This is a genomic window from Mesorhizobium sp. M7A.F.Ca.US.008.03.1.1 (assembly GCF_003997495.1).
Taxonomy (GTDB): domain Bacteria; phylum Pseudomonadota; class Alphaproteobacteria; order Rhizobiales; family Rhizobiaceae; genus Mesorhizobium.
Genome location: NZ_RZRU01000011.1, coordinates 13973 through 27474 on the forward strand (window position 1 = coordinate 13973; position 13502 = coordinate 27474).

Here is a 13502-nt window from a genome sequence, read left to right on the forward strand (position 1 = left end):
GAATCGCATAAGAAAGCCCGAGAATTCCCAAGAGGTTGCCCATGCCGCGCATTGCCTATGTCAACGGGCGCTATGTCACGCACGCCGATGCTGCCGTGCATATCGAGGACCGTGGCTATCAGTTCGCCGACGGCGTCTATGAGGTCTGCGAGGTGGCGCGTGGTTTCATCGTCGATATGCCGCGCCACCTGGCCCGGCTGAACCGCTCGCTGAGCGAATTGTCGATCGCCTGGCCGGTCACCTCTCGCGTGCTGCCGCTCATTCTGCGCGAGGTGGTCAATCGCAACCACGTCGCCAATGGCCTGGTCTACGTGCAGGTGACGCGCGGCGTGGCCAGCCGCGACTTCGCCTTCCCTTCCGCCGACACGAAGCCGGCCCTGGTGGTGACCGCCAGAAAGGCCGATCCCGCCGCTGGTGCAAGGCGAGCCGAGACCGGCATCGCGGTCATCACCGTGCCCGAGAACCGCTGGGACCGCGTCGACATCAAGACCGTGGGGCTGCTGCCCAATGTATTGGCCAAGCAGAAGGCCAAGGAAGCCGGCGCGCAGGAAGCCTGGTTCGTCGACGGTGAAGGCAACGTCAAGGAAGGCGGCTCGTCCAATGCCTGGATCGTCACCCGGGACGGCGTCCTGGTCACCAGGCCGGCCGAGCACGGCATCTTGCGCGGCATCACCCGCACGACCATGTTCGAAGTGGCGGCCAAGCTTGGCCTGAAGATCGAGGAGCGCGGCTTTTCCGTCGCCGAGGCCAAGGCAGCACGCGAGGCGTTCATCAGCTCCGCAACGACGATCGCCATGCCGGTGGTGGCCATCGACGGCGATACGGTCGCCAATGGGCACCCCGGCTCAATAACACTTTCGTTGCGGCAGGCCTTTTTTGACATTGCGGAAAAAAGTCCAGCCTGATAACCGCACAGGTGGAATGAACATCAATATATCTCGTTCTGCTTGTCGTTACTGACGACAAGACGGTGTTTGCGAGCTTGACATGCGCCCGTTAATTTGGCGCATTGGCTTGCAAACCGAAGGGGATCGGCGAAAGACAAGAACAATGGCGGAACGATCGCAAAACCTTCAGGACCTGTTCCTGAATTCAGTTCGCAAGAGCAAGAACCCGCTCACCATCTTCCTCATCAACGGCGTGAAGCTGACCGGCGTGGTCACTTCGTTCGACAATTTCTGTGTCCTGCTGCGCCGCGACGGTCACTCCCAGCTCGTCTACAAGCACGCCATTTCCACGATCATGCCGAGCCAGCCGGTTCAGATGTTCGATGGTGAGGAAAGCCAGGGCGCCTGATTGGCACGTGAGAAAGACGCGGACGCCACCGTTCGCGGGAAACCAGCGCATCACCCCGGGACCGAGGCCAAGGGCCCGACCCGGGCCGTTGTCATTGTGCCCGTCCTTACCCGCCACCAGCGCAACGACGACGAGACCAACCGCCCGCGGCTGATGCGTTCGGCTGATGCTCGTCACGACGAGGCCGTTGGACTTGCCCGCGCCATCAACCTGGACCTGGTCCACACAGCGGTGGTGACCGTCAACGATCCGCGCCCGGCGACATTGCTCGGCAGCGGCAAGGTCGCCGAGTTCGCCGAAATCGTCAAAGAGGGACATGCGGAAGTGGTCGTCGTCGACCATCCGCTGACCCCGGTGCAGCAGCGCAATCTCGAGAAGGAGCTGAACGCCAAGGTGCTGGACCGCACCGGGCTGATCCTCGAGATCTTCGGCGAGCGCGCGCGTACCAAGGAAGGCACGCTGCAGGTCGAGCTCGCCCATCTCAACTACCAGAAGGGCCGCCTCGTGCGCAGCTGGACCCACCTTGAGCGTCAGCGCGGCGGCGCCGGCTTCCTCGGCGGCCCCGGCGAAACGCAGATCGAATCCGACCGGCGGCAGCTGCAGGAAAAGATCATCAAGCTGAAGCAGGAGCTGGAAACCGTGCGGCGCACGCGCGACCTGCACCGCGCCAAGCGCAGGAAGGTGCCGTTCCCGGTGGTGGCGATCGTCGGCTATACCAACGCCGGCAAGTCGACGCTGTTCAACCGGCTGACCGGCGCGGATGTGCTGGCGCAGGACATGCTGTTCGCCACGCTCGATCCGACGCTGCGCCGCGTGCGCCTGCCGCATGGCACGCCGATCATCCTTTCGGACACGGTCGGTTTCATCTCGGACCTGCCGACGCATCTGATCGCCGCTTTCCGCGCCACCCTGGAAGAGGTGGTCGAGGCCGATCTCGTGCTTCATCTGCGCGACATTTCCGATCCGGACACTGCGGCACAAGCGGAAGATGTCGAGCGCATCCTGGCCGATCTTGGCGTTGACGCCGGTGACGCCAAGCGTGTGATTGAAGTGTGGAACAAGATCGACCGGCTCGACGAGGGCAACCGGGCCCGGCTGCTTGCAGACGGCGCCGACGCCAGCAAGGCGCCGCCGATTGCGGTGTCGGCGGTGACCGGCGAGGGTATCGATGCGCTGAAAGCCATCATCGAAACGCGAATGGCGGGCGAACTCGAAGACCTGACGGTGACGATAGAACCGGCACAGTTCGGCCTTGTCGACTGGCTTTACCGCAATGGCGATGTCGTTTCGCGAAGCGACAATGATGACGGCAGCGCCACCATCTCGCTCAAGGCCACGCAAAGCGCCCGCGAAGAGATCGAAAGCAGATTGCGTCGTAAAAACAACGGCTAATGTAACTTACTTCGCGGTCTTTGCTTCCTGCCATAGTGCTTCCATCTCGGCCAGATCAGCCTTGTCCAGCGTGTTGCCGGCTTTCTCCAAAGTCTGCTCGACATAATGGAAACGTGAGCGGAATTTTTCGTTGGTGCCGCTCAGCGCTGCTTCCGAATCGAGCTTGAGATGACGGCCGAGATTGACGACGGCAAACAGCATGTCGCCGAACTCGTCCTTGATCGAGGCGGTGTCACCCTTGGCCAGTGCCTCGCGCAATTCGCCGATCTCTTCCTCGATCTTGTCGAGAATGGGCGCTGCCTCGCTCCAGTCGAAGCCGACGCGAGCGGCCTTCTCCTGAAGTTTCAGCGCCCGGGTCAGCGCGGGCAGGGCGACCGGAACGCTGTCCAGAAACCCCTTGCCGTTGTCTTCGGGATCGAGACCGCGGGCGAGACGGGCGCTTCGCTTCTCCGCCTTCTCTTCGGCCTTGATCTTTTCCCACATGCCCTTGGCCATGCCGGCGCTACGGGCTTTTTCGTCGCCGAAGACATGTGGGTGGCGACGGATCATCTTCGTCGTGATGGCTTGCACCACGTCGGGGAAGGCAAACTCGCCGGCCTCCTCGGCCATTTGCGCGTGGTAGACGACCTGCAGCAGCAGATCGCCGAGTTCGTCGCGCAGATCGTCGAGGTCGCCGCGCGCGATGGCATCCGCAACCTCATAGGCCTCTTCGATCGTATAGGGCGCGATGGTCGAGAAATCCTGTTCGATATCCCAGGGACAGCCGGTCTTCGGCGCCCGCAGCGCCGCCATGATCTCGATCAGGCGCGAAATGTCTTTCGATGGCGTCATCTAGAGCTATTCCAGGAAAAGTGTGAAACGGTTTTCTGTCCGGAATTGCGTCAAAACAGTCTATCGGATGCTATCGCGCCGCCGGTCGCGCGGCCAACGTTGTCAGCCGGCGAGGGCGCCTTGTCCACAGGTGAGCCCGTCAGTCGAGGACAGACACGATCGCCTTGGCGAGTTCGTCCATGCCGTCCTCGGGCAGGCCGGCGACGTTGATACGGCTGTCGCCGACCATATAGATGCCGTGCTCGGCTCGCAGCCGCTCGACCTGCGCTTCCGTGAGGCCAAGGCGGGAGAACATGCCGCGATGGCTGGCGACGAAATCGAAACGGTCGGAATTGGACTGCCGGCGCAGCGCCTCGGCGAACTGGACCCGAAGCCTGAGCATGCGCAGGCGCATCTCTTCGAGCTCGGCTTCCCAGTCGGCGCGCAAGGCGGCGTCTTCGAGCACGATGCGCACGGCTGCCGCACCGTGGTCCGGCGGCATCGAATACATGGCGCGCGCCGCTGAGAGCATCTGGCTCATCGCCACATCTGCCTGTGCGCCGTCCCTGGCCAGGATCATCGCCGCGCCGACACGGTCGCGGTAGACGGCGAAATTCTTCGAGCAGCTCGACGCGACGACCATCTCCGGAACTTTTGCGGCCAGCAGGCGCAAGCCGAGAGCGTCGGCCTCAAGGCCATCGCCAAAGCCCTGATAGGCGATGTCGACAAATGGCAGCAGCTCGCGCTCGACGAACAGATCGGCAACGGCCGCCCACTGGGCGGCATCCAGATTGGCGCCGGTCGGGTTGTGGCAGCAGCCATGCAGCAGCACGACGTCGCCGCTCTCTGCGGTCCGCAGGGCCGCCAGCATGTCGTCGAAACGAACGGCGCCCGACGCGGCGTCGAAATAGGGATATTCACGGATCTGCAGGCCGGCGGCGCGCATCACCGGCATGTGGTTCGGCCAGGTCGGGTCCGACAGCCAGATGGTTGCATCCGAGCGTGTCCGCTTCAGCAGTTCCGCCACCAGCCGCAGTGCGCCTGAGCCGCCGGGTGCTTGTGCGGCGCGGATGCGCGTCATGTCGGCGCCTGGACCGAAGGCTAGCCTGGCCATCACCGTGTTGAAGCCGGTATCGCCGGCAAGGCCGAGATAGGTCTTGGTGTCCTGGGCCTGCAGCAGGCGCTTTTCCGCTTCGCGCACGGCGCGCATGACCGGCGTCTTGCCGTCGCGATCCTTGTAGACTCCGACACCGAGGTCGACCTTGTCTGGACGCGGATCGGCACGATAAAGGCCGATCAGGGCCAGAATCTTGTCGGCGGGGGCGGGCTGCAGGGTCTCAAACATCGATAGAGCTCCAATGGCGGCGGAGTGATACGCAAATCGGTCGCGTTTCGCCAGCGGTTTTAGCTAGGTGCTCCAGCCCGAGACGGGGGTGCCGGGAAGCCTGCCCTGCACGCTCCTGTGATATGCACGGGGTTCGATGCGGAACCCATTGATGCACATGGGAAAATGACAAGCCGGCACCAACAGCGAGATCACGCCATCGTCCGCGCCGGCATGAGCGCTTCCGTGCGCAATTTCGGCTTTGCCACGGCGTGCGGTCAGCCTCCGCCGTGTTTCCCAGCCTGCCGCAACAGATAGGCGACCGCGCCCAGCACCATCAAGGCCAGCCCGAACCATGTCAGGGCATAGACCAGATGGCTGTTGTGGAACGAAATGACCGTCAGGCCACCAACCGGCCACCCTCCCGGATTGGGCGTGGCATCGGCATCGATGAAATAAGGAGCGACCTGCCCGAGGCCTTGCGTCGTGGCGATCGCCTGCACATCGCGCGAATACCAGCGGTTGGCGGCCGGATCGTTGGTACGCAGGAAGCCGCCTTCCGGTTCGCTGATGCGCAACAGGCCGTGAATTCCGGTGTGATCGCCCGAGGGCTTGCCTGCGAAGCGGGTTGCCGGATCGCGCTTGTCCGTCGGCACGAAGCCCCTGTTCACCAGAATCGTGAAGCCATCATCCGCTCGGAACGGCGCCATTACCCAGAAGCCACCGCCGAGATCGGTGACCGCCTGGACCAGGGTCTCGCGACCACCGAGAAACCGGCCCGTGACGGCAAGCTGGCGATACTCGTCATCCCTGGCGTTGATCGCTGGCCAGGCCGAAGGCGCCGGGGCGGCCACAGGTACTGCCTTGAGACGCTGGTCGACACGCTCGATCAGGTCGAGTTTCCAGACGCGGCGCTCCAGCTGCCAGATACCGAGCGCCGAGAACCCTGCGATGCCGATGGCTCCGCAAAGGCAAAGCATCAATAGCGTCCATCTCGAACGCGGCTCTCGTCGGACGCTGCCTGTATCCGCACGCGGCGGCGTCCGCGCCCGCTCGTCCAAAGCCGAATCCCGTCTCAGGGTATCTGACTCATCTCATGGCCGGGCATCATATTGACGTTCAGATGGTACATGACCCAGAGTGAGCCCGTCAGCGCGATCACCACCAGGATGAGGGTGAAGATCAGGGCCATCATGGTCCAGCCGCTCTCCGACCTGGTGTTCATATGCAGAAAGAACACCATGTGGACGATGATTTGCACGACGGCGAAGGCCATGATGGCAATCGCCGACGCCATCTGATTGCCGAGCGCGTTGGTCATGACCAGCCAGAAGGGAATGGCGGTCAGCACGACGGACAGGCCGAAGCCTGACAGATAGCCGCGCAGCGAGCCGTGATCGACGCCGTGATGCGCGTGGCTGTGGTCGCTGGTGTCTATTTGGTGCCCGGCGCTCATCGCAACATTCCCATCAGATAGACGAAGGTGAAGACGCCGATCCAGATGACGTCGAGGAAGTGCCAGAACATGCTCAGGCACATCAGGCGCCGCTGGTTCGCGGCGATCAGCCCATGCCTGGAGACCTGCACCATCAACACCACCAGCCAGACCAGGCCGAAGGTGACGTGCAGGCCGTGCGTTCCGACCAACGTGAAGAATGACGACAGGAAGCCGCTGCGCTGCGGCGTCGCCCCCTCGTGGATGAAATGGGCGAATTCGTAGAGTTCGATGCCGAGAAAGGCGAGGCCGAACAGGCCAGTGATCACCAACCACACCTGCATGGGCCTCACTCGTCCTTTCGCCATCTCCAGCATCGCGAAGCCGTAGGTGATGGAGGACAGAAGCAGCATGGTGGTGTTGAGCGCGACCAGCGGAAGATCGAACAGGTCCTTCGGCGCGGGGCCGGCCGCGTAGTTGCCACCCAGCACGCCGTAGACCGCGAACAGCATCGCGAAGATGAGGCAGTCGCTCATCAGATAGATCCAGAAGCCGAGCATGGTGCTGCTGCCGCTCTCGGCATGGCCGTGGTCGTCTTCCAGGTGGAAGATCGTGTCGTCGATCACCGTATCGGCGTGTGCCATGTTGTTCACCCCGCCTGGCCCTCGGCCGCGAGCAGACGCGTCCGCTCATCCTCGACGCGCGCCACGTCACTGGAAGGAATGTGGAAATCCCGGCTATAGTTGAAGGTGTGCGCGATCGCGTAGCCGATCAGGGCGACGAAGCTGACGATCGCCAGCCACCAGATGTACCAGATGAGTGCCACCGCGAGCACCACGCTCAATCCCGCCAGGATAACGCCGGCTCCGGTGTTGCGCGGCATGTGAATGTCGCGGAAGCCCGTCAGAGGACGCTGGTAGCCGCGCTTCTTCATGTCCGCCCAGGCGTCGAGATCATGGACGACCGGGGTGAAGGCGAAATTGTAGACCGGGGGCGGCGACGAGGTTGCCCATTCGAGGGTACGCCCGTCCCACGGATCGCCGGTATCGTCGCGAAGTTGCTCGCGCCGCCGCACGCTGACGAAGATCTGGATGAGGAAGGACACGATGCCAAGCAGGATCAGGAAGGCCCCGAAGGCGGCGATGATGAACCAGATCTGCAGCAAGGGATCCTCAAAGGTGCGCAGCCGGCGCGTTACGCCCATCAGGCCAAGCATGTAGAGCGGCATGAAGGCGAACCAGAAGCCGACCACCCAGAACCAGAACGACATCTTTCCCCAGAACGGATCGAGCCGGAAGCCGAATGCCTTGGGAAACCAGTAGCTGATGCCGGCAAACAGGCCGAACAGCACGCCGCCGATGATGACGTTGTGGAAATGCGCGACCAGGAACAGGCTGTTGTGGAGCACGAAGTCGGCCGGCGGAACCGCGAGCAGCACGCCGGTCATGCCGCCGACCACGAAGGTCAGCATGAAGGCGACTGTCCACATCATAGGCAGTTCGAAGCGAATGCGGCCCCGGTACATGGTGAACAGCCAGTTGAATATCTTGGCGCCTGTCGGGATCGAAATGATCATCGTCGTGATGCCGAAGAACGAGTTGACGCTCGCTCCCGACCCCATGGTGAAGAAGTGATGCAGCCAGACCAGATAGGACAGGATGGTGATGACGATGGTTGCGTAGACCATCGATGTGTAGCCGAAGAGCCGCTTGCCGCAGAAGGCCGAGGTCACTTCGGAGAATATGCCGAAGGCCGGCAGGATCAGGATGTAGACCTCGGGGTGGCCCCAGATCCAGATCAGGTTCACGTACATCATCGGATTGCCGCCGAAGTCGTTCGTGAAGAAGTTGGTGCCGATATAGCGGTCGAGAGCCAGCAAAGCCAGCACCGCCGTCAGCACCGGGAAGGCGGCGACGATGAGCACATTGGTGCAGAGCGCGGTCCAGGTGAAGATCGGCATTCTCATCATGGTCATGCCTGGCGCGCGCATCTTGACGATGGTGCAGACCAGGTTCACGCCCGACAGCAGCGTGCCGACGCCCGCCACTTGCAGTGCCCAGATATAATAATCGACACCGACGTCGGGACTGTAGCCGATACCCGACAGCGGCGGATAGGCAAGCCAGCCGGTGCGGGCGAATTCGCCGACGAACAGCGACATCATGACGATGACCGCGCCGCCGACCGTCATCCAGAAGCTGAAATTGTTGAGGAACGGAAACGACACGTCGCGCGCGCCGATCTGCAGCGGGACGACGAAATTCATCAGGCCCGTCACCAGCGGCATCGCCACGAAGAAGATCATGATCACGCCGTGCGCGGTGAAGATCTGGTCGTAGTGATGCGAATTGAGATAGCCTTCCGAACCGCCGAAGGCCATCGCCTGCTGGAGCCGCATCATGATGGCGTCGCTGAAGCCGCGCAGCAGCATGACGATGCCGAGCACCATGTACATCACACCGATGCGCTTGTGGTCGACGCTGGTGAACCATTCGCGCCACAGATAGCCCCAGAGCTTGAAGTAGGTCAGCGCGCCGACGAGGGCGATGCCGCCCAGCGCGACGACTATGAAGGTCGCGACCACGATGGGTTCGTGCAGCGGCAGCGACTCGAGCGTAAGCCGGCCGAAGATCGCCTTGAGAAGAGCAGGATTGTCGAACATGTCTTGCGTGGCGCCTCAGGAGTTGAAGGGCGACCGAAGCGTGCCGGTTGCGGAAGGTGACGGCAGTCGGATCGACAGGGGCAGTGGCCGTTGCAGACCAGCGCCGACTATCGGCGTCGAGGTCATCGGCGTGGCGGATTGATCAGCCTTCGAAGCCGCGAGTGCTTCTTCGGTCGTGCATATGCTGGCGACATAGGACGGGGCAGGGCCGAATATCGTGCCGCGCCGGGCGAACTTGTCGTACAGCAGCGGAAGGGTGTTGCGGATACCAGCCATTCCCAGACCGCCCTTGGCATCGATCTGCGACATCTCGCTCATGCACATCTTGCCGAGCTCGACGCACATGTTGAGGATCGCCTTGTAGAGATCGGTATCCACCGCCGCATAGTGGCGCACGGGTTGCTTCTCACTGGGCTGTTCGAGCTCCAGATAGCCGTTTCGGTCGAGCTTGCCGCCGCCGTCCTTTGCCTTCGCGATCCATGCCTGGAAACCGGCATCGTCGAGGCCGTGGAATGCGAAGCGCATCCCGGAGAAGCCGGCGCCGCTGTAATTGGCGGAGAACCCTTCATAGTCGCCGGACTTGTTTATGACGGCGTGCAGCCTGGTTTCCATACCTGGCATCGCATAGATCTGGCCGGCCAGTGCTGGAATGTAGAAGGAGTTCATCACCGATGCGGAGGTGATGCGAAAGCTGATCGGCCGGTCGACCGGCGCAGCCAGTTCGTTGACCACGGCGACGCCGTACTCGGGATAGATGAACAGCCATTTCCAGTCGAGCGCGACGACTTCGACCTCAAGCGGGCGCACGTCCGGCGGCAGCGGCTTGCCGGCCGCTACACGTCCGATCGGACGATATGGGTCGAGCAGATGGGTGCCCATCCAGGTCACTGCGCCCAGGCAGATGATGATCAAAAGCGGCACAGCCCAAATGACGAGCTCGAGATGTGTCGAGTGGTCCCAATCCGGCTCGTAGCGCGCCTCGCGGTTGGACTGGCGGTATCGCCAGGCAAAGAATATGGTGAGAGCCATCACCGGTATGATGACGATCAGCATCAGTGCCGTGGACACCACCAGCAGGTCGCGCTGTTGCGCGGCGACGTCGCCGGCAGGGTTCATGACGACCATGCTGCAGGAGCCGAGCGATGCCAGCAGAGGCAGCAGGAAAAGGGTACGGAGACGGCTCAATGTATGACCTGTCGGTTGTTCCCCCCAGTGCTAGCCGTACCGCGGCAATGAAGGCATTGGACAATTTGTCCAATGCCGCAATGACGCGGCAGGCGTCATCAAAGCATCTGGCCCGCGCACATGGCAAGCGATCGTATGAGACCGCGGCGGGGCGACGGAGAATGCTGTGAGCCCAACTTCGAAGATCGAAGCCGACGCAAGACGGATCGCCGCGCGCCATCATCAGGTGAAGCCCGGCGAAATTGCCGTTGGCGTCATCATCGGCAGGACGTCGGAATTCTTCGACTTCTTCGTCTACGCGATCGCTTCCGTCATCGTTTTTCCCAAGCTCGTATTTCCTTATGCCGATCCGTTGACCGGCACGCTCTACTCCTTCGCCATCTTCGCGCTTGCCTTCATCGCGCGGCCGATCGGGACGGCGATCTTCACCGCGCTCGACCGCGCCTACGGACGCAGCGCCAAACTCACCATCGCGCTGTTCCTGCTGGGGACCTCGACCGTGTCGATCGCCTTCGTGCCCGGTTACGACCAGATCGGCGCGGCTTCGGCCTGGCTGCTGGCCATGTTCCGGATCGGTCAGGGACTGGCGCTGGGCGGGACATGGGACGGACTTGCCTCGCTGCTGGCGTTGAATGCCCCCGAAAAGCGTCGCGGTTGGTATGCGATGATCCCGCAGCTGGGCGCGCCACTCGGGCTCATCGTTGCCAGCGCCCTGTTTGCATATTTCGTCGGCAACCTGTCGGCCGAAGACTTCTTCAGCTGGGGCTGGCGCTACCCGTTCTTCGTCGCCTTCGCCATCAACGTTGTCGCCCTGTTTGCGCGGCTGCGCATAGTGGTGACGCCGGAATACACCAAACTGTTCGAAGGCCAGGAACTGGAGCCGACTTCCGTCCGCGAGACGTTGCGCGCCGAAGGGCGCACTGTCGTGCTCGGCGCCTTCGCGCCGCTGGCGAGCTTCGCCCTGTTCCACATGGTGACGGTGTTTCCTCTGTCCTGGATCTTCCTGTTCACGCGCGAGGGACCAGCACGGTTCCTGGTCATCGAGACGATCGGAGCTTTCTTCGGCCTGGCGGCAATCGCGATCTCGGGCTTCGTCGCCGACCGGGTCGGACGCTGGCCCTTGCTCGGAGGCTCGGCGGTGGCCATCGCCGTGTTCAGCGGTTTCGCGCCACAGCTGCTCGATGGCGGCTTCGCCGGAGAGTCCGTCTTCATGGTCTTGGGCTTCGTCCTGCTCGGCCTGTCGTTCGGCCAGTCTTCAGGAGCACTCGCCTCGAATTTTTCAAAGACCTACCGCTATACCGGCGCGGCGCTGACATCGGACCTCGCCTGGCTGTTCGGCGCCGGCTTCGCCCCCATTGTCGCCCTGTTCCTGTCCGCCCATTTCGGCCTGATCTCGTCAGGCGCCTATCTGTTGTCGGGAGCGCTATGCACGCTGCTGGCGCTGAGGCTCAACCAGCGCCTGGATCGGACGCCCGCTTGAGCGACCTGCTTGGCCAGGGCTGGGGACCTCCCGGCCCGATGACTCTGCACGACAAGACCAACAAACAGAATTTCCTGCTTCTGATTCAACTGCGCTGGATCGCGGTCGGTGGTCAGATCGTGACGATCCTGTTCGTCCGCTACGCGCTTGGCATCGGGCTGCCGCTGGTGCCGATGGCGGTGGTGATCCTGCTGCTGATCGCTCTCAACGTCGCCAGCCTGCGCCGGCACAGCAGCCAGGACGCGATCACCAACACCGAGCTGTTTCTTGGACTGCTGCTCGACGTCACCGCGTTGACGGTCCAGCTTTACCTGAGCGGCGGCGCGTCCAATCCCTTCATTTCGCTTTACCTGCTCCAGGTCATCCTGGGCGCGGTACTGCTGGAGACATGGTCGGTCTGGGCGCTTGTCTTCATTGCAAGTACGTGCTTCATCGCGCTGACCACCTTCTACCGTGAGATCAGCCTGCCCGCCGCACACGGTGCCGGGCTGTTCAGCCTGCACATCCAGGGCATGTTCATCTGTTTCGTCCTGGCGGCAACGCTTCTGGTGCTGTTCATCACCAGGGTCCAGAACAACATTCGCACCCGCGACGCCCATCTTGCGGATTTGCGCCAGCAATCGGCGGAGGAGGCTCACATCGTCAGGATGGGCCTGCTCGCCTCTGGCGCCGCGCATGAACTCGGCACGCCGCTAGCCACGCTTTCCGTCATCCTCAACGACTGGCAGCGCATGCCGGCCCTTGAGGCCGATCCGGATCTGGCGCAGGAAATCCGGGAGATGCAGGGCCAGTTGGACCGTTGCAAGAAGATCGTTTCGGGAATCCTGATGTCGTCGGGCGAATTGCGCGGCGAAGGCACTGTTCGCACCTCCGTCGACGCCTTCTTGGCGGAGCTGGTGGCCGAATGGAAATCGACAAGGCTGCCGCAAGGTTTCGAATACACCAGGCGTTTCGGCGCCAACCAGGAGATCGTCTCCGACCCCGCGCTCAAACAGGTGATGTTCAATGTACTGGACAACGCACTTGAAGCGTCGCCTCTATGGGTCGGGTTGATCGTCAGCCGCCACGCGGACAATCTCATCGTCGAAGTTGTCGACGCGGGACCGGGATTTGAAGAAGCCATGCTTGCTGAATTCGGCAAGCCCTACACGTCGACCAAAAACCGGCCAGGAAGCGGTCTCGGCCTGTTTCTGGTCGTCAATGTCATCCGCAAGCTGGGGGGTAGCGTCACCGTAAGAAACAGAACCGAGGGGGGAGCTTCGGTCACGTTGAATCTGCCGCTGGCTGCTCTGTCTCCGCGAGGGCACAATGCCGACTAAACGCACGCTGTTGATCATCGAGGACGACATCGCCTTTGCCAACGCACTGCGCCGGTCTTTCGAACGGCGTGATTACGAAACGCATAGCTGCCGGAGCGTCGACGGCGTGCATGCGCTGATCGGCACCGTTGCCTTCCAATATGCCGTCGTCGATCTCAAGCTCGCCAGCGGCTCGGGCCTGGAATGCGTCAGGGCGCTGCACGAACACGATCCTGAAATGCGGATCGTCGTGTTGACCGGCTTTGCAAGCATCGCCACCGCTGTCGAGGCGATCAAGCTCGGCGCCTGCCAGTATCTCGCCAAGCCTGCCAATACAGACGACATTGAAGCGGCTTTCGGCCAGGTCGAGGGCAATGCTTCGGTGCCGCTGGCCGAGCGGCCAACCTCGATAAAGAACCTCGAATGGGAGCGCATCCACGAGACGCTGGTGGAGGCCGACTTCAATATTTCCGAGACGGCACGACGGCTGGGCATGCACCGCCGGACTCTGGCGCGAAAGCTTGAGAAGAGGCGTGTGAAGTAGGCACGATCTACTGGGCATCGCGCATCGTGGCGATACCAATGATGGAATCGATGCCGGCAACAATCGTTGCATTCGA

General features: G+C 62.4%; 13 protein-coding genes. 6 read left to right on the plus strand and 7 right to left on the minus strand.

Features of this window, described 5'->3' with window-relative positions; all coding sequences use genetic code 11:
* Positions 1–41 precede the first annotated feature (41 nt).
* The 3 genes from EOA16_RS16555 to hflX all read left to right on the plus strand — a co-directional run bounded on the left by EOA16_RS16555 (position 42) and on the right by hflX (position 2688).
* Entirely contained in the window at positions 42–905 is an 864-nt protein-coding gene (locus tag EOA16_RS16555) for a D-amino-acid transaminase (RefSeq protein ID WP_127259226.1), read from the plus strand.
* A gap of 145 nt (positions 906–1050) precedes the next feature.
* Positions 1051–1296 carry an RNA chaperone Hfq gene (gene hfq, locus EOA16_RS16560; RefSeq protein WP_006202172.1) on the plus strand — a complete coding sequence of 82 codons (246 nt, stop codon included), beginning with the start codon at positions 1051–1053 and terminating at the stop codon, positions 1294–1296.
* Positions 1297–2688 (plus strand): GTPase HflX, encoded by a 1392-nt coding sequence (hflX, locus tag EOA16_RS16565; RefSeq protein ID WP_127259227.1) that lies wholly within the window; start codon positions 1297–1299, stop codon positions 2686–2688. It begins immediately after the preceding gene.
* Positions 2689–2694: 6 nt separating this feature from the next.
* Here hflX and mazG read toward each other — a convergent pair whose 3' ends face one another.
* From mazG to cyoA, 7 genes are all read right to left on the minus strand, one after another.
* Complete coding sequence (gene mazG / locus EOA16_RS16570; RefSeq protein ID WP_127259228.1) at positions 2695–3519, minus strand: nucleoside triphosphate pyrophosphohydrolase; 825 nt, start codon at positions 3517–3519, stop codon at positions 2695–2697.
* A 139-nt stretch (positions 3520–3658) separates the two neighbouring features.
* A complete protein-coding gene (locus EOA16_RS16575; protein ID WP_127259229.1) occupies positions 3659–4843 on the minus strand; it encodes an amino acid aminotransferase in 1185 nt (394 codons plus the stop codon).
* A 257-nt stretch (positions 4844–5100) separates the two neighbouring features.
* The gene (locus tag EOA16_RS16580) at positions 5101–5802 is read right to left on the minus strand and encodes an SURF1 family protein (RefSeq protein WP_127259230.1); all 702 of its coding nucleotides are present in this window, start codon (positions 5800–5802) and stop codon (positions 5101–5103) included.
* A 95-nt stretch (positions 5803–5897) separates the two neighbouring features.
* A complete protein-coding gene (gene cyoD, locus EOA16_RS16585; RefSeq protein ID WP_127259231.1) occupies positions 5898–6278 on the minus strand; it encodes a cytochrome o ubiquinol oxidase subunit IV in 381 nt (126 codons plus the stop codon).
* Positions 6275–6901 carry a cytochrome o ubiquinol oxidase subunit III gene (gene cyoC, locus EOA16_RS16590; protein ID WP_013531504.1) on the minus strand — a complete coding sequence of 209 codons (627 nt, stop codon included), beginning with the start codon at positions 6899–6901 and terminating at the stop codon, positions 6275–6277. Before cyoC ends, cyoD begins: the two co-directional genes overlap by 4 nt.
* A 5-nt stretch (positions 6902–6906) precedes the next feature.
* Positions 6907–8919, minus strand: coding sequence for a cytochrome o ubiquinol oxidase subunit I (gene cyoB / locus EOA16_RS16595; RefSeq protein ID WP_127259232.1), 2013 nt, complete (start codon positions 8917–8919; stop codon positions 6907–6909).
* A gap of 15 nt (positions 8920–8934) precedes the next feature.
* A complete protein-coding gene (cyoA, locus tag EOA16_RS16600; protein WP_127259233.1) occupies positions 8935–10104 on the minus strand; it encodes a ubiquinol oxidase subunit II in 1170 nt (389 codons plus the stop codon).
* 166 nt (positions 10105–10270) lie between these two features.
* On the opposite strand from cyoA, the gene EOA16_RS16605 reads away from it, so the two are divergent.
* From EOA16_RS16605 to EOA16_RS16615, 3 genes are read left to right on the plus strand one after another with little or no spacing between them, the layout of a single operon-like run.
* Positions 10271–11584 (plus strand): MFS transporter, encoded by a 1314-nt coding sequence (locus EOA16_RS16605; protein WP_127259234.1) that lies wholly within the window; start codon positions 10271–10273, stop codon positions 11582–11584.
* Positions 11581–12903 carry an ATP-binding protein gene (locus EOA16_RS16610; RefSeq protein WP_127259235.1) on the plus strand — a complete coding sequence of 441 codons (1323 nt, stop codon included), beginning with the start codon at positions 11581–11583 and terminating at the stop codon, positions 12901–12903. The genes EOA16_RS16605 and EOA16_RS16610 overlap by 4 nt, the downstream gene beginning before the upstream one ends.
* Positions 12893–13426, plus strand: coding sequence for a response regulator transcription factor (locus tag EOA16_RS16615; protein ID WP_127259236.1), 534 nt, complete (start codon positions 12893–12895; stop codon positions 13424–13426). The genes EOA16_RS16610 and EOA16_RS16615 overlap by 11 nt, the downstream gene beginning before the upstream one ends.
* The last annotated feature ends 76 nt before the right edge of the window (positions 13427–13502 follow it).